This is a genomic window from Serratia sp. M24T3 (genome assembly GCF_000257645.1).
Taxonomy (GTDB): domain Bacteria; phylum Pseudomonadota; class Gammaproteobacteria; order Enterobacterales; family Enterobacteriaceae; genus Rouxiella.
Genome location: NZ_AJHJ01000053.1, coordinates 1 through 19945 on the forward strand (window position 1 = coordinate 1; position 19945 = coordinate 19945).

At 45.8% G+C, this 19945-nt stretch carries 12 protein-coding genes and 10 pseudogenes; 10 read left to right on the forward strand and 12 right to left on the reverse strand.

All coding sequences use genetic code 11. From position 1 onward, the window contains the following. From SPM24T3_RS25995 to SPM24T3_RS24940, 4 genes and pseudogenes are all read right to left on the reverse strand, one after another. Positions 1-623: pseudogene (locus SPM24T3_RS25995) on the reverse strand (transposase); the annotation flags it as partial. Between the two features lie 326 nt (positions 624-949). Further along, positions 950-2008, reverse strand: coding sequence for a tyrosine-type recombinase/integrase (locus tag SPM24T3_RS22980; RefSeq protein ID WP_009639234.1), 1059 nt, complete (start codon positions 2006-2008; stop codon positions 950-952). Positions 2009-2885: 877 nt separating this feature from the next. After that, positions 2886-3217: pseudogene (locus SPM24T3_RS22985) on the reverse strand (IS5/IS1182 family transposase); the annotation flags it as partial. A gap of 48 nt (positions 3218-3265) precedes the next feature. Further along, positions 3266-3960 (reverse strand): annotated as a pseudogene (locus tag SPM24T3_RS24940) (IS6 family transposase). Positions 3961-4147: 187 nt separating this feature from the next. Here SPM24T3_RS24940 and SPM24T3_RS22995 point away from each other — a divergent pair. Both SPM24T3_RS22995 and SPM24T3_RS23000 read left to right on the forward strand, forming a co-directional pair. Beyond that, a complete protein-coding gene (locus tag SPM24T3_RS22995; protein ID WP_009639238.1) occupies positions 4148-4375 on the forward strand; it encodes a type II toxin-antitoxin system Phd/YefM family antitoxin in 228 nt (75 codons plus the stop codon). Further along, entirely contained in the window at positions 4376-4702 is a 327-nt protein-coding gene (locus SPM24T3_RS23000) for a type II toxin-antitoxin system RelE/ParE family toxin (RefSeq protein ID WP_009639239.1), read from the forward strand. 82 nt (positions 4703-4784) lie between these two features. Here SPM24T3_RS23000 and SPM24T3_RS25225 read toward each other — a convergent pair. Both SPM24T3_RS25225 and SPM24T3_RS23015 read right to left on the reverse strand, forming a co-directional pair. Next, positions 4785-5474 (reverse strand): annotated as a pseudogene (locus SPM24T3_RS25225) (IS1 family transposase). Positions 5475-5531: 57 nt separating this feature from the next. After that, the gene (locus SPM24T3_RS23015) at positions 5532-6167 is read right to left on the reverse strand and encodes a TetR/AcrR family transcriptional regulator (protein WP_009639242.1); all 636 of its coding nucleotides are present in this window, start codon (positions 6165-6167) and stop codon (positions 5532-5534) included. 198 nt (positions 6168-6365) lie between these two features. Here SPM24T3_RS23015 and SPM24T3_RS23020 point away from each other — a divergent pair, with 198 nt between their 5' ends. From SPM24T3_RS23020 to SPM24T3_RS24950, 6 genes and pseudogenes are all read left to right on the forward strand, one after another. Continuing rightward, positions 6366-7517 (forward strand): Gfo/Idh/MocA family protein, encoded by a 1152-nt coding sequence (locus tag SPM24T3_RS23020; protein WP_009639243.1) that lies wholly within the window; start codon positions 6366-6368, stop codon positions 7515-7517. Between the two features lie 10 nt (positions 7518-7527). Next, on the forward strand, positions 7528-8361 hold the full coding sequence (locus SPM24T3_RS23025) for a sugar phosphate isomerase/epimerase (protein WP_009639244.1): 834 nt from the start codon (positions 7528-7530) through the stop codon (positions 8359-8361). Positions 8362-8441: 80 nt separating this feature from the next. Further along, on the forward strand, positions 8442-9686 hold the full coding sequence (locus tag SPM24T3_RS23030) for an MFS transporter (RefSeq protein ID WP_009639245.1): 1245 nt from the start codon (positions 8442-8444) through the stop codon (positions 9684-9686). A gap of 31 nt (positions 9687-9717) precedes the next feature. Then, positions 9718-10890, forward strand: a complete 1173-nt coding sequence (locus SPM24T3_RS23035; RefSeq protein WP_009639246.1) for a dihydrodipicolinate synthase family protein — start codon at positions 9718-9720, stop codon at positions 10888-10890. 405 nt (positions 10891-11295) lie between these two features. Then, positions 11296-11991: pseudogene (locus tag SPM24T3_RS24945) on the forward strand (IS6 family transposase); the annotation flags it as partial. 134 nt (positions 11992-12125) lie between these two features. Then, positions 12126-12260: pseudogene (locus SPM24T3_RS24950) on the forward strand (IS3 family transposase); the annotation flags it as partial. A gap of 140 nt (positions 12261-12400) precedes the next feature. On the opposite strand, the gene aqpZ reads toward SPM24T3_RS24950, so the two are convergent. Both aqpZ and SPM24T3_RS23060 read right to left on the reverse strand, forming a co-directional pair. Then, a complete protein-coding gene (gene aqpZ, locus SPM24T3_RS23055) occupies positions 12401-13096 on the reverse strand; it encodes an aquaporin Z (RefSeq protein ID WP_009639250.1) in 696 nt (231 codons plus the stop codon). A gap of 56 nt (positions 13097-13152) precedes the next feature. After that, a pseudogene (locus SPM24T3_RS23060) lies at positions 13153-14199 on the reverse strand (IS3 family transposase); the annotation flags it as partial. 73 nt (positions 14200-14272) lie between these two features. Here SPM24T3_RS23060 and SPM24T3_RS25230 point away from each other — a divergent pair. Further along, a pseudogene (locus SPM24T3_RS25230) lies at positions 14273-14645 on the forward strand (hypothetical protein). Positions 14646-15545: 900 nt separating this feature from the next. After that, a pseudogene (locus SPM24T3_RS23070) lies at positions 15546-15833 on the forward strand (IS1 family transposase); the annotation flags it as partial. A 119-nt stretch (positions 15834-15952) separates the two neighbouring features. On the opposite strand, the gene SPM24T3_RS23075 reads toward SPM24T3_RS23070, so the two are convergent. The 4 genes and pseudogenes from SPM24T3_RS23075 to SPM24T3_RS23090 form a co-directional block, all read right to left on the reverse strand. After that, positions 15953-17125 (reverse strand): nucleotide sugar dehydrogenase, encoded by a 1173-nt coding sequence (locus SPM24T3_RS23075; RefSeq protein WP_009639254.1) that lies wholly within the window; start codon positions 17123-17125, stop codon positions 15953-15955. Between the two features lie 56 nt (positions 17126-17181). Beyond that, positions 17182-18462 carry an oligosaccharide flippase family protein gene (locus SPM24T3_RS23080; RefSeq protein WP_009639255.1) on the reverse strand — a complete coding sequence of 427 codons (1281 nt, stop codon included), beginning with the start codon at positions 18460-18462 and terminating at the stop codon, positions 17182-17184. Between the two features lie 147 nt (positions 18463-18609). Further along, positions 18610-19449 carry a glycosyltransferase gene (locus SPM24T3_RS23085; protein WP_009639256.1) on the reverse strand — a complete coding sequence of 280 codons (840 nt, stop codon included), beginning with the start codon at positions 19447-19449 and terminating at the stop codon, positions 18610-18612. Between the two features lie 252 nt (positions 19450-19701). Then, positions 19702-19945 (reverse strand): annotated as a pseudogene (locus SPM24T3_RS23090) (IS5/IS1182 family transposase); the annotation flags it as partial.

The window sequence follows — 19945 nt, forward strand, 5'->3', positions numbered from 1 at the left end:
CTCTATGTGTTCCTTAGACGCTTTCTTATAACGATGGCCAGGTTGCTGACAGCTGATAATATTGAGTGCTTTCATCAGCTTTGTTGCCCGCCAGCGGCTCAGTTTTATACCTTTGGTGGTGACCATTGCGGCAATGCTTCGCGCTCCTGCTGAACCGTTACTTTCGCGATAAACTTCACGCACAAGGCTCAGTAATGCCACTCTCGTGGCGTCAGGCTTCCTGGGCTGCCGCCAGTATTTATAACTGCTGCGATGAACCCCAAACACGTTGCACACAACGGCAACAGGAAACCGCGCCCTGAGTTTCTCAACTAATGAGAATTGTTCAGGGAGTCTGACATCAAGAGCGCGGTAGCCTTTTTTAATATATCTCTTTACATTTCAATACGTTGAAGCCTTTTCTTCAACTCACGTATCTCGATCTGCTCAGGTGTAATGGGTGAAGCTATGGGTGATTTTCCCGCTCGCTCTTCTTTCAGTTGTCGAACCCATTTGTCCATCGTGGATTTGCCGACATTCATCGCAGTGGCAGCGGTGGCAACGGTGTAATGCTGATCGAGTACAAGCTGGGCAGCCTCGAGGCGAAACTCGGGGCTAAAATTGCGTCTGTTACGTCCGGTCATAATGTCACCTGTTTTGACTATGAGGTGATGATATCACCTCTATTCAGGTGGCCAAATTTACTATGCCACTACATAGCCACTTTTCGGTACCCATTCTGATTTCAGGCTGCGAAAAAATCGTTCCATCGGACTGTTGACGCTCCTATGTCAAGAGCTGACGATTTGCATGCACGAGGTCTGATAAAATCAGTGGATAAAGTTCACGGACGATAAAGCAGATAAAATTGTTCTGCCGGAGATAACCCGTCCCCGGACGGATATTGACCTTTGCGTATCATGTGAACCAGCTCAGACATACTGATGAAGAGGTAGATAGCATGTTTGGTTTATGAACGGGCTTCCCGTGATACCTCAGCTCCTCCCCAGCTTTCCATCATATCTACCATGACACCCTGGTGAGCCTCCACGTGGCGTAAGTAATGCATCAGCGTTTCTGGCTTTTTCCAGGTCCCCTCCTGCATGATCTGTGCGACCGCATAGCCACTACGGGCCATGTCCTGCGCGGCGCCGACGCGCGCGCTATGCCCGCTCCAGGTACGATAGCGCCCCTTATTGGTTTGCGTCACACCGGCCGGGCCGGCGGCTTTCCACGCCTGGGAAAAGATCGCCTCCAGCGCCGGCGTGCTCAGGGGGGCTTGGGTGATCGGCGTGGCCTGATTGGACCGGTGTACAGGGCAGAAGAGAAAAGCGTCGGGCTCCGCGAAGAGGCCGGCCACGGCCAGCCAGGCGTCCAGCCGCCGGGTAGAGGCGCGACTCAGCGCCTTGACCATGCCACCCGCCTGGACCACCGTTTTGGTCCAGCCCACATGAAGGATCATGCGCCCATCGTCGGCGCGCCGAATGTCACTCACCCGCAGGCGGGCCAATTCGCTGATACGTAAAAGCGTGCTGTAAGCCACGTGTAGAAAGGCCAGATTTCGGGTGTCGCGCACCTGGCACGAGGCAGACCAGTGCGCGTCGAGTGCCTGCAGGTCCGTCAGGCAAAAAGGCAGCGCCTGGCCGGCACGCTCGCCGCTCACCACGGCGGTACGGTTGATTTTTCGCAGCGTGCGAAAAACCAGCGGCGACGCATTGGGCGGCGTCAGGTTGGCGTGACGGTGTAACATAGAGATCAGCGACGCGTGAGAACGGATCGTGGTTGAGGCGCGCCCCGACGCCTGCAGAAATGCCAGGTAATCACGCAGGTCCGGCGATGACATCGGCAAAAATTGGCGGCCATGCTCATGGGACCAGCGCGCGCAGGTTCGCATCACGCTAAGCAACTGGCGCCAGGTGTTCGGCGAAAACGCGTCCCGATCCTGGACAAATTCGCGCAGCCTCGCGGTCAGGTCGGGCGCCAGCTCGGGCATGAGCGGAAACTCACCCGCGTTCGTCGGTAGGGTCATGGTGTGCTCACTTTATAGGCAAAGATCCTTTGATCGCGCTGCGTGAAATCTGCCACGCTTCGTGGGGAAGAATGCCGCAGAAATCACGCAGCGCGATCGTCCAGGGAGACGCGCGGCGCAGGCCCGATGACGCCCCGAACACCAATGGTACCGCGGAACGCCTGTCGGTTTCTAGATTTATATAAATCCTATTATATAAAGTTAGTAACTTTGAGTCATTTTATCGAAAGTTATGAAAATGCGATATTAATGAAGGTGTCCCCTCTGTGCTGTAAGCTGTGTGCCCAAAGGGTCGATGCAACTATATCTTAATCAAGCATTGCAATGAAGCATGCGTAACGTTTAGTTCCTGTGAAGCCATATCAACCTTCAATTTTCCAGTTAAAATAAAAATGTGAAACTTGTAAAAATAGGTGATTTTTATGCCTTTAAAAACCCTAATCCTACGAAAAATTAGAACAAACCATCAAAGATTGGGATAATAATTTAATTATTAAAATTGGAAATTACCTTACTCAAGAAATAACACAGCCGATTTTCTCAGGAAAATAAATGAATTAAACACTTGTTCTTGAATAAATATATTTAACGCGATATTGCTTCTGAAAAAATGTTAATTAACAAAACCTAGAATAATCATAAGTCAATCTCAAAAATCACCTCCTTGCTTGAGGTTGACTTATAAAATGTATTTTATGGTGCAATATAATCTTATTATATATACAAGCTGAATATGGTTTCATCTACCTTCCGGTTATTTTCATCGATAATTCGAAATTTCATATGGTGTAATCCCCGATTTTGTGTTGATTCGGATACCTGTGGCCTTTGTTGAATAAAACGGATTTAGATAAAAGCGCCCCCGTCACTGACTTCCTCAGGCAATCCGCACACTTTCTGGCATCCCTGCACGCGTCATTTTGTTCAATGCACGGATCATGGCCATAGGCTCACCAACCTGTGCATCGTAGTCACGCAGCGTCAGGTGCCCACCGAGCGCCATTTCCAGTAAGCATTGCTCCCCGTTAGGCGTTGTTTCGCCACCGTCTGATTTCTGTCCGCATACCCCTCCGGCCAGTAACCCGCCCGAGTTCGCGGTGGGATAAGTGCCTTGATTTTCTTACGCAGCAGTTCGTCATGGGATAGTTTTGTGTCATAAGCCCCGTCGGCACAAGCGACCCTGATTTTCCGATGGGTCTGGCGGAGGACATGTCGCGTTAACGGAGGTCGGCTGGCTAAAAGTGCGCTGGCTGTTTTTTAGGCAGTCAGCAGATAAAACTGTTCCGCCGTAGATAATCCGTCCCCGGACGGATGCTGACATTGCCCTTTGCGTAGCATGTGAACTCACTCAATACCGGCCAGAATCGTCTGTGCCCGTCTGAACGATTTGAATCCCGTCATCAGTTTTATCCGGCGTTTGATATTCCGGTGGCCCTGCTCAATCAGGTTGTTCAGATACTTGTTCTGCCTGACCGTGACTCATTCCTCTTTTTCCTTACCGGCATTGGGCGTAGCCAGCGCCGCTGTATTGGCGCCACTCTTATCGATAGTCACCACTTCGGGCTCGCCATGATGTCGGATGGTCTTGCGGAAGAAACGCAGGGCAGCGGCGGCATCCCGCTTAGCTGTCAGCAAAAAATCGATGGTCTGCCCTGTGGTATCAACTGCCCGGTACAGATATTTCCACTGGCCTCGGACTTTGATGTAGGTTTCATCCATTCGCCACCGGCGACCCGTGCGACGTTTATGCCGGCGGAAGGCTTTATCCAGCAACGGTATCAGGCGGATAACCCAGCGGTAAGCGTGGAATGGTCAACCACCACGCCGCGCTCGGCCATCATCTCCTCCAGATTTCGCAGGCTGAGGGAATAAGTCAGGTACCAGCGTACGCACTGGGCGATAGTATCGGTGGGATAATGCAGGCGCCTGAAGGCTTTTCGGATCAGGGACATGGTCAGGCAACATCACAAAAAAAACAGCATGTTACCTGACACCCGCTTAACGCGAAACAACTAAGATGTTGTTTTTAATATATTAAATAAAGATTTCCCTTTCGCACTTATAAGTAAAAAGAAGAAACTCTTGCCATAAGTCTAAATTTGGACTAAATTTGAATCTCGTTATTAAGCGAGGCTTACCATGAAACACGAAACAATCAGTTATGTGAAAAAAAATGCGGCAACGCTCGACCTGGCTGAGCCAATCCTGGTTACACAAAATGGCATCCCCGCCTATGTCATCGAATCGTATGACGCGCAGCAGGAGCGTGAGAACGCTGTCGCCCTGCTCAAGCTGCTGACACTTTCCGAGAAAGATAAAGCGGACGCTAAAACCTATTCAAAAACCCAACTTTTGGCAGGCCTGTAAATGCCGATTGTGATTGAGTATACGCACACAGTAAAGATTTGCATTGAGGACATCGCCCACTATTTGCGGCGTATCGAGGTAGAACCCAAGCCTGTTATTTCCGGCATACTTGAGTATTTTGAAACACGCGTAACGCATTTCCCCCTTGGTTGTCAGATTTGCCCCGAGTTACTTAAAATTGGCTGTGCTAAATATCGGGAATGTAACACCAATGAAGGTTACAGAATATTATATTCTGTCGAAGGGTATACAATAACAGCCCATGCTATATTGTCGCATAAACAGGATATTCAGCAGCTATTATTCAAACGCCTGATCAGTACATAACAATAACGGGGCAGGCGAGAGCGTTTCAAGTCTGCCTTAAGCTGGGGTAGTTTACAGTCCGTGGATGGGTAATGACTCCAATTCACTGATAGTGTTTTATGTTCAGATAATGCCCGATAACTTTGTCATACTGTGCCACCGATTTTCAGAACGACAGCGACTTCCTGCCCAGATGCTGCCTCAGATTCAGATTATGCTGCTCAATACGCTGCGTGTAACGCTTGCTGATAACGTGCAGCTTTCCCTTCAGGCGTGACTCATACAGCGGCCATCCGTCCATCATCCATACCACCACCTCAAAGGGCGACAACAGGCTCAGCAGACGCTCCCATGTGTTCATGGTGCATTCACCAAAGACATGTGCATCGTAGTCTCGCAGCGTAAGATGCCTACCAAACTGCCAGCGTTGGCGTGATTTGGCTCCGACGTAACCCCACTGCTCGTCCATCTCCGCGCCGACAATGACGTCACTGCCCGGCTGTATCCGGGAGGTTACTCACTGCGGCTTGAGTTTTTTAAATGGTGGAAAGAAAATGGTGTTGAGGCCAACGTCCATAATGCGTGCGGTGGCACGGCATCCGACGCCATTCATGGACATATCAACGATTTTCTGGTGTGTACCGGGCTGAGTAGCGGTGTAGGTGAAACTGATTTGCCATGTTTTACGGCAGTGAGAACAGAGATAACGCTGATGGCCTGAGGTGTTTTTGCCATTACGGACCACGCCTTCAGTAGCGGAGCAGGAGGGATAGCAGACGGAGACGGAAGCCACAGGAGCACCTCAAAAACACCATCATACACTAAATCAGTCAGCTGATATCATTACCTACTAGGGTTTGATCCAAGCGCTGATACACTCTTTAATGACGCGTAATCTTTCGTCAAGTGCCTTTTTTTCACCAAGATCCTGCTGGTAAACTATCGACAGAGTAGATTGGTTAATTAAATAGAAGAATCCCAGAGCTGAGATATTAATATTCAGCTGCATGACATCGATATTTTCCCGAATGTTTCCTTCATAAAAACCACGTTCAAGGAGATTGCGGGAAATATTTATCCAACTTTGGTTAATGTTTACCGTTTTAACAGAATTTTTGAGATGACGCGCTTTGAGTTGATTTTCACTGTTGAGAAGGCGGATGAACTCTGGATTGTTCAGGTAGTAATTCCAAGTAAACTCGACCAGCTTCAATACCGCTTCATGGGCGGAAAAAGCATCAAGCGAGAGGGCGGCTTCGCAGTGACGTATGTCGCGGTAGGCATCTTCAAGCACGCGGGTAAACAGTTCGTCTTTATTGGTAAAGTAGTAGTAGATCAGTTGCTTATTTGCCTGAGCTCGTTCGGCTATACGGTCAACGCGTGCACCATCAAATCCTTTCTCAGCAAATTCTGCCCGTGCTGCCTGCAAGATGCGCAATTGTCGATCAGCTACATCTGTTTTATCTTTCATAATACGCTTGGTCAAATATTTGTCCTCAAATCTCATGCCCACAGTATAGTGCCAATTTTTGCGATGAAAACAAACGCGATTAATTCAACCAACTGGTTGGTTTTGTGAAATTGATCAAAGTTATCTTTTTTTATCCTGTCTATATTACGTTAATCAACCATATGGTTGAAAAAATTCTGACTCACCTTAATCTGACTTTCATTGAGGTAACACATGGCACAAATTCCCGTTGGTATCATTATGCACGGCGTGACTGGCCGTATGGGTAAAAACCAGCATCTTATCCGTTCTATCGTCAAAATCCGTGAGCAGGGTGGGGTTGAACTGGCTAACGGCGACCGGTTGATACCCGATCCTATTTTAATTGGACGTGATGCTGACAAAATGTCGGCATTGGCGAAAACGTTTGGTATTGATCGCTGGGGAACTAACCTTGATGAGGCATTAAGTAATCCCAACGACACCATTTTCTTCGATGCGGCAACCACTCAGGCCCGTCCACATTTGCTGAGAAAAGCCATTAGCAAGGGCAAGCATGTTTATAGTGAAAAACCCGTGGCTATAAGTTTCGATGAAGCGATGGATCTCTATCATTTTGCCACTGAAAAAGGTGTTTGCCACGGTGTTGTGCAGGATAAACTCTGGTTACCGGGCCTGCAAAAACTGCAAATTCTTAACAAATCTGGCTTCTTCGGGCATATCCTTTCTGTACGTGCTGAGTTTGGGTACTGGGTATTTGAAGGCGACCTGCAACCAGCCCAACGTCCCTCCTGGAATTATCGGCAGGAAGACGGCGGCGGCATCATTCTCGATATGATTTGCCACTGGCGCTACGTGATTGACAATCTTTTCGGTGAAATTAAAAGCCTCAGCTGCATCGGTGCTACGCATATTCCAGAACGCTGGGATGAAAAACACCAGCCTTACGAGGCTACTGCCGATGATGCAGTTTACGCTACATTCGAACTACACAACGGTGTGATTGTTCAAATTAACAGCTCATGGTGCGTGCGTGTCCGCCGCGATGATCTGGTGACTTTTCAGGTTGATGGCGTTAAGGGATCGGCGGTGGCCGGTCTGACGGATTGCTACACGCAGTCTAGCATCAATACGCCAAAACCCATATGGAATCCGGATATACGTCAGACGCATAACTTCTTTGATGACTGGACCAGAGTGCCAGATACCCAGGAATACGACAATGCCTTCAAAGTACAGTGGGAGCTTTTCCTGCGCCATGTCTGGGGAGAAGGCGAGTATCGCTGGGATCTTCTTGAAGGAGCAAAAGGCCTACAGCTGGTTGATTTAGCAATGAAAAGCTGGAGAGAGCGTCGTTGGATTGATGTACCGTCACTTGGGAGTTAAGGAGGAAATCATGCATCAGCCCGATCCACATAAACTTTCACTCAATACTGCCACTGTTCGTCAGCAATGGACACTGGCTCAAATCATTGAAGGGTGCGCCCGTCACGATATACGCGGTATTTCGCCATGGCGCGATCAGGTTGCTGAACTCGGCTTATTGCAAACAAGCAGAATGATTAAGCAACATGGCCTGACAGTGACTGGCTACTGCCGTGGAGGTATGTTTCCGGGAAACGATGAGGCAGAAAGGCGCCGTCATCTTCAGGATAACCAGCGTGCTGTCGATGAGGCGTTGGAACTGAATGCAGCCTGTCTGGTGTTGGTGGTTGGGGGGTTACCGGCTGGTTCAAAAGATTTGAGTGGTGCGCGAAATCAGGTACGTGATGGGCTCAGTGCGCTACTGGATTATTCTCGCCCACGAGGAATGAATCTTGCTATTGAGCCACTACACCCGATGTATGCCGCAGACCGGGCCTGTGTGAACACGCTGTCCCAGGCAAACGACCTGTGTGACGAGTTGGGGGATGACGGTCTTGGATTGGCGATCGATCTCTATCACACTTGGTGGGACCCCAATTTTCAGCAGGAAATTACCCGGGCTGGTTCAAAAAGACTTTTAGCATTTCACATCTGTGACTGGTTGAATCCGACGCAGGACTTGCTGGAAGATCGCGGCATGATGGGCGACGGTGTCATTAATATCCGTGCTTTTAGGCAATCTGTCGAAGCTCTGGGATATATCGGTTTTCATGAAGTTGAAATTTTTTCGCGCAAGAACTGGTGGATGCGTGATCCCGATGAGGTGCTGCGTGTGTGCAAAGCTCGTCATAAGGAACACGGTTAAGTCAGTAACTCCTTCTATCACGTATCTGACAGAGCCTTAATGGCTGTTTTCGTCGGTCGAGAGACAATATCGAGGAAAATATGAGCACAGATACCCGAAAAATGATTTTGATTACCGTGCTTTGCGGGCTGGGATACATGATGTATTCGGTCGATCGCATGACCGTCTCGTCGGCAGTTGAACTCATCGCCCATGATTTTGGACTGAACAAAGGCAAGACTGGCATTCTTCTCTCCTCATTCTTCTTTGGCTTCATCCTGTTTTTATTTATTTCCGGGATCATTGCAGACAAGCTCAGCGGCAAACCGGTGCTGATCCTCGGATTATTAATGTTCTCATTTGCCACGTTTATGACTGGAGCTGCGGGTAGTTTGACGAGCCTGATCTTTTATCGTGTGCTGACCGGGATTGGTGAAGGCGTATTTTGGCCTGCAGCCTCACTTGAAGTCGCCAATGTCACGAACGAACGGCAACGAACGACGGTCATGTCTCTTTACTGGATGGGATACCCGATCGGTGGCTTTCTCGGCACCTGGATGGGGGCAATACTTGGGCCAATATATGGCTGGAGGGTGGTGTTTTTTGTCGCGGGCGTACTCGGGCTAGTCATAGCGATACTCTATGCGCTGTTGGTAAAAAATGATCGCCGACAAGCCAGCCAGGTTAAGAGACCGCAGGTCGCAAGGATACCGGTGAGAATGTTGTTCAGTCACCTGCCGGTGATATTGATGGCTGCCTACTATTTCACATTACTTGCCGGGTGGTGGATTGTGCTTCTGTGGGCACCAAGTTACCTGATGCATGTAAAAAACCTGTCAATTGGGGTGGCGGGGACTATCGCCAGTCTGTTAGGGATTACCGGCGCACTTGGCGGTTTTTTGCTGGGCCGGTATTGCGATAAGGGCGATTTTGCAAGGCGGCGTAAGATTTTAATGTGTATCACTCTGGCAAGCGGACTACTCATGTCGTGCATGGTGCTGGATCTGGCGACGCCTGTGATCATTATTCTGGTCATGCTTCTGGGGTTTCTAGGCTATCCCATTACCCCGTTGGTGTTGTCATTTACGGCTGAATTGGTGCCGCCTTCACTACGTGGTTCAGCGATCGGATTTGTGATGAATGCAGGTATGGCAGTGGGAGGTATATCTCCCATTGTGGCGGGATATTTCGCTCAGAACTATACCCTGCAGCCGGTCTGGTTAGTTGCCGGAATAGTCATTATCTGCAGCAGCCTGATTTTATTAGGTGTGCAAAAGTTGCCCATGACCGTCACGAATGAAAGTGAAATTCCGACCACGGGCGAAGGGGAATTATTTAACCGTTAATTTTAAACAGCAAACTTATAAAGAGGTGTTTATGTCAATTATCGATAAAGTGTGCCTACTTGGCAGCAATGGCGTGCCGTATAGCTATGTGATGAAAGGTGAACGTAGTTGGGATATACCGGCTAAACCTGAATTCAACCGGGAGGTTTTTGCTGCCGCGCATATTGTCTGTGATCCGACAAAAATGAAAAACCCAACCCGTGATATGGCAATCGATTGGGATTCGACGCTGCAATATCGACGCCATCTTATGTCACTTGGTTTTGGCGTAGCTGAGGCAATGGATACTGCACAACGCGGAATGGGGCTGGACTGGGCCACGAGTCTTGAGCTTATTCAGCGCAGTGTGGAACAGGCAAGAGACTTTCCCGGCGCAAAAGTGGCCAGCGGCGCAGGTACCGATCATCTCAGTGATTATTCCAGATTGACCCTTAAAGATGTTATTGATGCTTACGAACAGCAGATTGCAGCAATTGAAGACTGCGGCGGACGCATCATTCTTATGTCAAGCAGAGCTCTAGCCGTAATAGCTGAAGGGCCCGAGGATTATATTCGCGTTTACGACACGGTGCTCCAGCAAGTCAAAGAACCGGTGATTTTGCACTGGCTCGGGGATATGTTTGATCCCTCACTCAAAGGTTACTGGGGAGAGACACAGATTCATGACGCGATGGAAGTTTGCCTGGCAGTGATACGGAATAACAGGGACAAGATAGCTGGTATCAAAATATCGCTGCTTGATAAAGATAGAGAGATTGAAATGCGCCGGCAACTTCCTGCTTCGGTAAAAATGTATACCGGCGATGATTTCAACTATCCCGAATTAATTGCAGGAGATAAACAGGGCTATTCTCATGCTCTGCTGGGAATATTTGATGCCATAGCACCTGCAGCCGCAAGGGCACTCACTGAGCTTGCTCAGGGGAATTCTGCGGAATATCTCCGGGTACTGACGCCAACATTACCCCTGGCGCGACATATTTTTGCCAGTCCGACGCAGTATTACAAGGCGGGAATTGTCTTCCTCGCGTGGCTGAATGGGCATCAAAATCATTTTTCCATGCTGGGTGGTATGCAAAGTGCACGTAGCCTTTCCCATTACTGCGAGATTTTCCGACTTGCTGATGCCGCGGGTCTTCTTCATAACACGGATGTGGCTTCAGAAAGAATCTGGTTGTTTACTAAAATGCATGGCTTAGCGTGATTTTTTGTCTCTAGTCCCAAACTGGAGTGCCCAGACTTCACATTTAAACCTTTTTAAGTAAATTTATTATCCTTGTAGGATCTTTTTTTTTGTGCAATGGTTTGACAATATTGTTCCGGCGCTCAACCTTTTCTTTCGTGCCATTGTAATCCTGCACGATGATGGTAATAAACAGAGCATCCAGGTAGGTTAAGCTGAATAATGTGTGGACAGCACTCTGCACCTGCAATGGTCCGCCTTTTACTGGGCTAAAAATTGAGAAGTCAGCCAGTTAGCAAAACCGCCGTAAACTCTCGCCCAATGCGGGCGTGGATATAAGGCGGAAAGGGCTAAGGGATTTTAAGGGCTCTGTTGCAAAAATCAGGAGGTGGTAAACTTATCGCCCCTTTTTTGCTGACTGAGTAATTCAAAGGCCGGCATTTTCAGCGTGACATCATCCTGTGGGCGGTACACTGGTACTGCAAATACGGCATCAGCTACCGTGAACTACAGGAGATGCTGGCCGAGCGTGGTGTGAATGTCGATCACTCCACGATTTACCGCTGGGTTCAGCGTTATGCCCCTGAAATAGAAAAGCGACTGCGCTGGTACTGGCGTAACCCTTCCGATCTTTGCCCGTGGCACGTTGATGAAACGTACGTGAAAGTCAATGGCCGCTGGGCTTATCTTTACCTAGTCGTTGACAACAGGGGCCGTACTGTCGACTTTTACCTCTCTCCATGTCGTAACAGCAAGGCGGCATACCGGTCCCTGGGTAAAATATTCAACAACGTGAAGGAGTCGCAGATCCCTCGATTTATCAACACAGATAAAGCGCCGACCTATGGCCGTGCGCTCGCACTGCTCAAACGCGAAGGTCGATGTCCGCCTGATGTTGAACACCGACAGATTTAGTATCGGAATAACGTCATTGAATGCGATCATGGCAAGCTGAAAAGGATAATCGGCGGCACACTGGGATTTAAATCCATGAAGACGGCTTACGCCACAATCAAAGGGATTGAAGTGATGCGTGCGCTACGGAAAGGTCAGGCAGAATCATTTTATTTTGGGCATCCCCTGGGCGAGATGCGTCTGGTGAGCAGAGTCTTTGAAAGCTAAGACCTTTCAATAACACGAAAGGCTAACTCATCAATAACTGTGCAACAGTGCCAGGCTTTTCGGGTCAGGGACATGGGCAGGCAACATACAAGAAAAGGCATCTTACCTGATGAGCCGCTTAATGCGACAGAGCTGAAAGTTTTGCCAGTCGTGAAATAATGCGAACGACGATTTTTAATTATATCGAGTGTGATTACAATCGCTGGCGTCGGCATAGTGCATGTGGCGGTATCAGCTCGGAACAGTTTGAAAACCAGACCCTCGCTTAGGTCCGTGTCCACATTACGTGGGTAGGATCAGACTGCCTGAAAACAGGCAGCGCACTTTTAGCCAGCCAACCTCCGTTAATGCGACAGAACCACTCAGATAAATATAAAGAAGGCCTGACTATTTCAGGCCTTTGGGTCGATTAATCACGCTTCTCAAGTAAGAACCGATAAATTATACCGCCGAGGATACCGCCTATAATCGGCATGACCCAAAACAGCCAGAGTTGCTGCAATGCCCACCCCCCCTGGAAAATAGCCACCGCCGTACTGCGCGCCGGATTCACTGATGTGTTGGTTACAGGTATGCTGACGAGATGGATTAGGGTCAGAGCAAGGCCTATAGCGATAGGAGCAAAGCCTGCCGGAGCATGCTTATCGGTAGCACCATGAATAACAATTAAGAAAACACAAGTCAGAACGATCTCAATGACGATTGCTGACAAAACAGAATAGTGATCAGGAGAATGTTCTCCATAGCCATTTGATGCAAATCCGCTGATTGTTGCATCAAAACCACTTTTCCCGCTGGCGATTAAATAAAGTACAGCGGCCGCTGCAATACCGCCAATGACTTGAGCGACGATGTAGCCGACAATATCTTTTGTTGAGAACCGTCCGCCAGCCCACAACCCCAGTGTTACAGCCGGGTTGAAATGGCCCCCCGAAATATGGCCGACAGCATATGCCATTGTCAGCACCGTTAAGCCGAATGCGAGAGCTACACCGGCGAAACCAATTCCTAGCCCTGGGTATGCTGCTGCAAGTACCGCACTACCACAGCCGCCAAAAACCAGCCAAAAAGTTCCAAAGAATTCTGCTGCTAGTTTTCTGAACATATTGAACCTCCTTAAAAAAGGGAAGTTTACCGTTCTTTAATGTTCTTTTGAAGTGGTCAACAAAAATTGGCCACGGCTTTAGAGCTTTCCCAAAACAATCTTTCTGATTCATTGGGTGTTAATCCACCATTATATTGGTGGGGTCTGAGCTGGCTGTAATAGCCAATGATATAATTCGTTATCTCTATGTTTGCGTCCCTAAAGTTAGCGTAACCACTTTTCGGAACCCATTCTTATTTCAGGCTTCGGAAAAAGCGTTCCATCGGACTATTATCCCAACAATTTCCCCGTCGACTCATGCTTTGCTTTATACGATATCGCCACAGTAACTGTCTGAATTTCCTGCTGGTATAGTGACTTCCCTGATCTGAATGGAACATAACACCCGCGGGTTTACCTCTTGATTCCCAAGCCATCGTTAATGCCTTTCCCATCAGCGCACTGTCAGGTGAAAACGACATCGCCCAGCCGACTGGTTTGCGGGAGAATAAATCCAAAACCACCGCCAGATAAGCCCACCGTTTATCCGTCCAGAGATACGTCACATCACCGCACCATACCTGATTAGGCTCTGTCACCGCGAACTGACGATCTAGATGATTCGGGATATCTACATGCTCTTTGGTGGCCTTTTTGTAGCGATGCGCGGGTTGTTGGCAACTGGCGATATTCAGTTCTTTCATTAGCTTAGCTGCCCGCCAACGGCCTAAAGGCGTTCCCTTTGCGCTGACCATATCGGCAGCAATAATTCGCGCCCCCGCTGAACCTTGACTGGCGTGGTGAACTTCACGGATTAACCCGAGTAAAAGGACACGCTCCGCATCTGGTAAACGTGGCTGCTTGAACCAGTATCGATAGCTGCTGCGATGGATCCCGAACATCTTGCAAACAGTGGCAACAGAAAACCGCGTCCTGAGTTTCTCAACTAGCGAGAATTTTTCAGGGAGGTCGACATCAAGAGCGCAGTAGCCTTTTTTAGAATATCAGTTTCTATTTCAATACGTTGTAATCGTTTCTTTAGCTCGCGGCTCTCTATCTGCTCAGGCGTTATCGGTGAGGCTTTTGGGGAGTTCTTCTTTAAGCTGACGAACCCATTTATCCATTTTTCTTGTATGTTGCCTGCCCATATCCCTGACCCGAAAAGCCTTCAGACGCCTGCATTATCCCGCTGACGTTATTACCCAGTGCGTACACTGGTATCTGACTTATTCCCTCAGCCTGCGAAATCTGGAAGAGATGATGGCCGAGCGTGGCGTGGTGGTTGACCATTCCACGCTTCATCGCGGGGTTATCCGCCTGGTGCCGCCGCTGCCCTGCGTTTCTTCCGTAAGGCCATTCGCCACCATGGCGAGCCCAAAGTGGTGACTATAGATAAGAGTGGCGCCAATACAGCGGCGCTGAGGAAAAAGAGGAATGTATCACGGTCAGGCGGGCACAGACGATTCTGTCCGGTATTGAGTGGGTTCTCATGATACGCAAAGGGCAATATCAGCATCCGTCCGGGGACGGATTATCTCCGGCAGAACAGTTTTATCTGCTGACTGCCTGAAAAACAGGCCGCGCACTTTTAGTCAGCCAACCTCCGTTAACACGCCAGAGCCAAAATTAAGCCCTGGCGCCCTCGATAAGGGCAACAATCAAAGCAATTGAAATAAACGACATATAGCCAATTATCAAAGTTCTTTTCATCGTCAAATAACCTTATCTTAGTTGGTCTGCAACCACCGCTGGCCGCTCCACCTCTTGCAAAGCTCCATGTCATGAAGCCCCTCTGTATCGAGCAGTACCATGATGAAGGGGGGAATCTAAACATCATATGTGGCCAGCTAGTAAATTAAAATTTATGTAAAATCTATAAACATTAAAACTTTACGAAAATTTCAAGTTCCACTCATGGCGTAACCCTGAACAATTGACCAGCAGAAAAGGATCAACGCAGATATACATATCAGCGCAGGAATTAACGTTAAAATCTTCAAATCACAAACCTTGCATCAATATAATCCGGTGATAATTAATCATCACCCTTATGCTTACCGCTCCGGAGCTGGACAAGAGTGTGTTTGGATTATTGTCAGCCACCGTGCATAGCCGCACCACTCGCAAAGAACCAGATCATGAAGCCTGCCGCACCTAGCAGTACTATAACAGGGGGTAGGAATCTAAATTTCATTTGAGACAACTCCTTCTTTTAGAAAAACTTCTCTTCTGGCCACTGTGCCTTTACCACTTTTCCAATAATTAATACGAAATGTGATCGCAATCGATAGTCCGAGATGCTGGGTTTATTGGGAGCAGATAGCCAACACCCATGTCTTTATCATACTTTTTAATAGCCACGTCAGAATCACAGTGCGCTGAAACCACACAGATTAACATTTTCTGCGAGGTCTACCAATACCAGTATGTCTTCTGGGAGGCTCGGCAACACAGGCTCTAGTAAGCCAGAGGCGTACTGGCCTACACTTTGAGCCCAAGTACAGATGAAACCTGCCGTGAACTGCTTGCGTTGCTCGTCCCTTTTAACATCGGCACTATAACCAGCGACAACTGGTGCAGTTATGCCAGAGAAGTCCTTAAAGATAAGTATCTGACCCGAAAGTTTTTTACTCAGCGTATTGAGCGTAAAAATCTGACACTGAGGACCCGAATCAAAAGACTAGCCCGCAGAACCCTCTGCCTCTCACGCTCTGTTGAGCTTAATGAAAAAGTCATCGGTGCATTTATCGAAAAATAAATGTTCTACTGATTGGAGGCACCGCCCTATACTTGTCCCTTAGATCGTCCATCTGTTGATGGTAGCTGTTTGCAGATTTGCATTTGGACAAAGGCATTCCTAATGCCGAGTATTGGTCACTAATCAAAACCAAACAAGTCCCGAGTGTATACTTTGTTTTCAACATCCTTTAACTCATCAACATTGCGGTTAGTGATGATAATATCGCAAAGATTTTTCAGCTCTTCCAAACTGTGCGTCACGCGAGAGTTAAAGAAAAGAGCATCATTCAACTCTGGTTCATATACCAATATTTCAATGCCTTTAGCTTTTAGACGTTTCATTATACCTTGAACAGCAGATTCACGAAAGTTATCAGAATCAGCTTTCATTACAAGCCTATATACACCAACAACATTAGGGCGCCTTTTAATAATGTTTTCAGCTATAAAGTCTTTGCGTGTTCTGTTAGCCTCTACTATTGCATTAATTATATTATTAGGTACATTTAAATAATTAGCACGTAACTGCTTTGTGTCTTTAGGTAAACAATATCCGCCATAACCAAATGATGGATTATTGTAATGCGAACCTATTCGCGGGTCCAAGCTAACTCCTTTGATAATTTCTTCGCTATTAAGATTATAATGCTCCGCATAGCTATCTAGTTCATTGAAATAAGCAATGCGTAATGCTAAATAAGTATTTGAGAATAGTTTTATAGCTTCCGCTTCAGTATCTTCAGTCAAGAGAACTGGGATATTTTCCTTGCAAGCGCCCTCAATGAGTAAATCCGCAAATTTCTTAGCTACAGCACTTTTACTGCCAACTACTATTCTTGATGGATAAAGATTATCATAAAGCGCTCTTCCTTCTCTTAAAAACTCTGGGCTGAAAATAATATTGTTAATGCCAAGTTTTAATTTAAGACCTTTACAGTATCCAACCGGTATAGTTGATTTGATGATAATTGTGGCATTCGGAGCAATTTCTATACAATCTTTAACTACCAACTCTACACTTTCAGTATTAAAATAGTTATTGACGGGATCATAATTGGTTGGTGTGGCAATTATCACAAAATCAGCATTTTTAAAAGCGATATATTTATCAGTGGTCGCAAAAATTTCAAGTGACTTGGATTCCAAATACTCCGTGATTTCCTTGTCGACAAAAGGTGATTTTTTATTATTAATACTATCCACTTTCATCTGGTCGATATCGTATGCAACCACTTCATGATGCTGGGCAAGTAATATTCCATTAGAAAGCCCGACATACCCTGTGCCCGCAACTGCTATTTTATATTTCATAATAAACCTTGTTTTTACTTAATGGAAATCGAAAAAGTCCTGTCAAAAGCATTGTGTTATCTAAAAAAAAATTTAAGAGCCCTGGATAAAGGATATGTTAAGGTTTTATAGTGTAGTTTGAATACTGCACCATTTTTAAAAAAGTAATTATATAGAGTTAAAGATAGTAGCTCTGTTAATAACGTTGCCATGGCCGCTCCAGTAATACTATATTCTTTGATCAGAGCGTAATTAAGCAACATTGAAGAAATCAATACTAAAAACATCTTTCTTGATAAAAAAGAATATCCTGAAAACTTAGCTATGAAACGTGCTGAGACTATACCTAAGGCCGATACCATCGTTGATATACTCAGTATTAGTAATGGTATATAAGCTGCCTGGTAACTGGCACCATAAAAATGGGTAATAAACCAAGCACCCAAGAAGAAGATGGCTATTATAATTGGCGTGCAAATTCCCACAACAAGTAAATTTAATCTGGCAGTGATAGATATAGACCTGTTGAAGTCTTTCTCTGAAAATATACTGGGCAAATTAGAAGAAATAAAAGAGATAGCAATAAATGACCAGGCACTTGCTAAGTTAACAGAAACAGAGTAAATACCCACATTAGCTTTTGATTCGACTGCTGCCAAGAACAATAAAGGTAATCTTGTATATATAGCCACAGATATGTCTGAAAGCACAAAAGTGCTCCCTGCCATCATAAGGTACTTTCTATATTTAGCACCGTTCCTTTTGGAGTATGGGGCTTGTCTGATATTTTGCCTATAGGCAAATGACCTTAAAAGGTATGGGATTAGCGAAGTGAAAATAATTGGTATTGTTAAATAAATGGGTGCCATTTTTAGTTCAGCAATACCCCACCTTAACATCAGGCTAACTAAAACCCCTATAACATTAAATGCAGTATTTATTTTCGATTTTAAGGTTGCGTCATAATAAATAGAATAAACATCGACAGAACTGAAAAAACAAGCTATACAGGCAGCAACGAGAAACCAAATCGAATCCAAGGGACCTTTTAATATAAAAAACATGATAACCGGGAATGCGCATATTATATATCCGGTAGCCCTTAAATATACTGTTGAATTGATTAATGCTACGCCAGAATTATGATTTTTGCTTATTCGTTTAAATATAATAACAGCGCTTCCAAGTTGAGCGATTGTTTGTATAAGTAAAAATATCGACATCGCAAATGATATCTGCCCATAAATAGTTGGCCCTACATACTTTGCTATATAGGAAGTAACAAATATCAGCCCTAGAATGGACACGACTTTCTCTGATAACATCCATAATGAGTTGAATATAATTTTTTGGTTCAAACAATTCACCTATTTTTATTTCGATTGCAACAAAGTTATAAAAGTTATGCACCCTCACTTAGGAAGTATTTCTCGATTTACTTAAAGGCGATTGCGCGCGCCCTTTGACTGCCAATATTACTTAAGTAATATAAAAGATATGGTTTTTTACCAATTAAAAATGTTTTTTAAGTGTTTTATTAAATAATGACATTTTTTCTGATAAAAAGCCCATTTAACTGCTTCCGACAATGATAATGTATTGGCGTGGTATTTAATAAGGTACTGTAATATTTTATGGTTTTTCTCTCCATAAATTTCTTTGTTTCTTTTACCTAATTCCGTTAATGCAGTCGTAAAAGAACTGTTTTGGGATACTCGAGATTCCATGGAGTGGTGGTCATGATACATGATATAAGTGCTATCTTTCAAGCTTAGAAAATTACCTTTGTTATAAGCTAATCTTAGCCACGTATCCCAATCTTGAAGTCTTTTTACTCTTGTATCAAAGCCATTAATTGATCTTAGTTTATGGGTTTCTGTAAACACTTGATTTGAAGCAATATTATCAAATAAAAGTGCTTTGTAAGAATGTATCTTATCAGTACTCCTTTCATAACGAATTGTTGATATATTACCAGAAACCTCGTAAAAATTAGCGCTAATGAACGAATATTGATCTTCCCAGTAATTTAAAAAGACCTTTAAACGCTCTGTTGTAAAAGCATCATCGTCATCAAGACCTGTTATATACTTTCCACATGCATTATTTATACAAACATTTCTTGAGTAGCAAGCTCCCATGTTTTGTTCATTTTTGAAATATTTAATTCTTCTATCCTCCTTCATCAACTCCTGTATTATCTCTTCTGTATTATCTGTCGATGCATCATCACAAATTAATATCTCTATATTTTTATACGATTGTTCCATAGCAGATCTAACCGCACGAGGTAATTTAGCTGCCCTATTACACGTAGTGATATATATACTAATTAGGTTATCCATAAACCGTCCTTGATATTATTGCAATAAATTATAAATGAAAACACTATTAATTAATGCTTTGAATGCAAATTACACTTATTAGTGTGTGTGCTAAATACATTCTCCGTTCTATTTTTACCAAGTGAATTTTGACTACTTTTTGTTGTTGCTGCATAGCAAGAAAACTTATATAAAATCACATGTACTTCTATCATCTTTTGGCTTTGTTGATTAAATCTGATTTAGATAAACCGCCTCCCGTTACTGACTTCCTCAGGCAATCCGCACACTTTCTGGCATGCCTGCACGCGTCATTTTGTTCAACGCACGGATCATGGCCATAGCCTCACCAACCTGCGCATCGTAGTCACGCAGCGTCAGGTGCCCACCGAACAGTTGCTTAACCCGGTACATCGCCGTTTCGGCCACCGACCGCCGGTTATAAGCCGTGTTCCATTTCCAGTAAGCATTGCTCCCGGTAAGCTTCTGCCTGGCCACCGCCTGATTTCTGTCCGCA

Excerpts from the sequence above, each read along its gene's own strand:
- SPM24T3_RS23020 (WP_009639243.1), top strand. The coding sequence starts at position 6,366 with ATGGCACAAATTCCCGTTGGTATCATTATGCACGGCGTGACTGGCCGT.
- SPM24T3_RS23030 (WP_009639245.1), top strand. The coding sequence starts at position 8,442 with ATGAGCACAGATACCCGAAAAATGATTTTGATTACCGTGCTTTGCGGG.
- SPM24T3_RS23025 (WP_009639244.1), top strand. The coding sequence starts at position 7,528 with ATGCATCAGCCCGATCCACATAAACTTTCACTCAATACTGCCACTGTT.
- SPM24T3_RS23035 (WP_009639246.1), top strand. The coding sequence starts at position 9,718 with ATGTCAATTATCGATAAAGTGTGCCTACTTGGCAGCAATGGCGTGCCG.
- SPM24T3_RS23000 (WP_009639239.1), top strand. The coding sequence starts at position 4,376 with ATGCCGATTGTGATTGAGTATACGCACACAGTAAAGATTTGCATTGAG.
- SPM24T3_RS22980 (WP_009639234.1), bottom strand. The coding sequence starts at position 2,008 with ATGACCCTACCGACGAACGCGGGTGAGTTTCCGCTCATGCCCGAGCTG.
- SPM24T3_RS23085 (WP_009639256.1), bottom strand. The coding sequence starts at position 19,449 with ATGGATAACCTAATTAGTATATATATCACTACGTGTAATAGGGCAGCT.
- aqpZ (WP_009639250.1), bottom strand. The coding sequence starts at position 13,096 with ATGTTCAGAAAACTAGCAGCAGAATTCTTTGGAACTTTTTGGCTGGTT.
- SPM24T3_RS22995 (WP_009639238.1), top strand. The coding sequence starts at position 4,148 with ATGAAACACGAAACAATCAGTTATGTGAAAAAAAATGCGGCAACGCTC.
- SPM24T3_RS23075 (WP_009639254.1), bottom strand. The coding sequence starts at position 17,125 with ATGAAATATAAAATAGCAGTTGCGGGCACAGGGTATGTCGGGCTTTCT.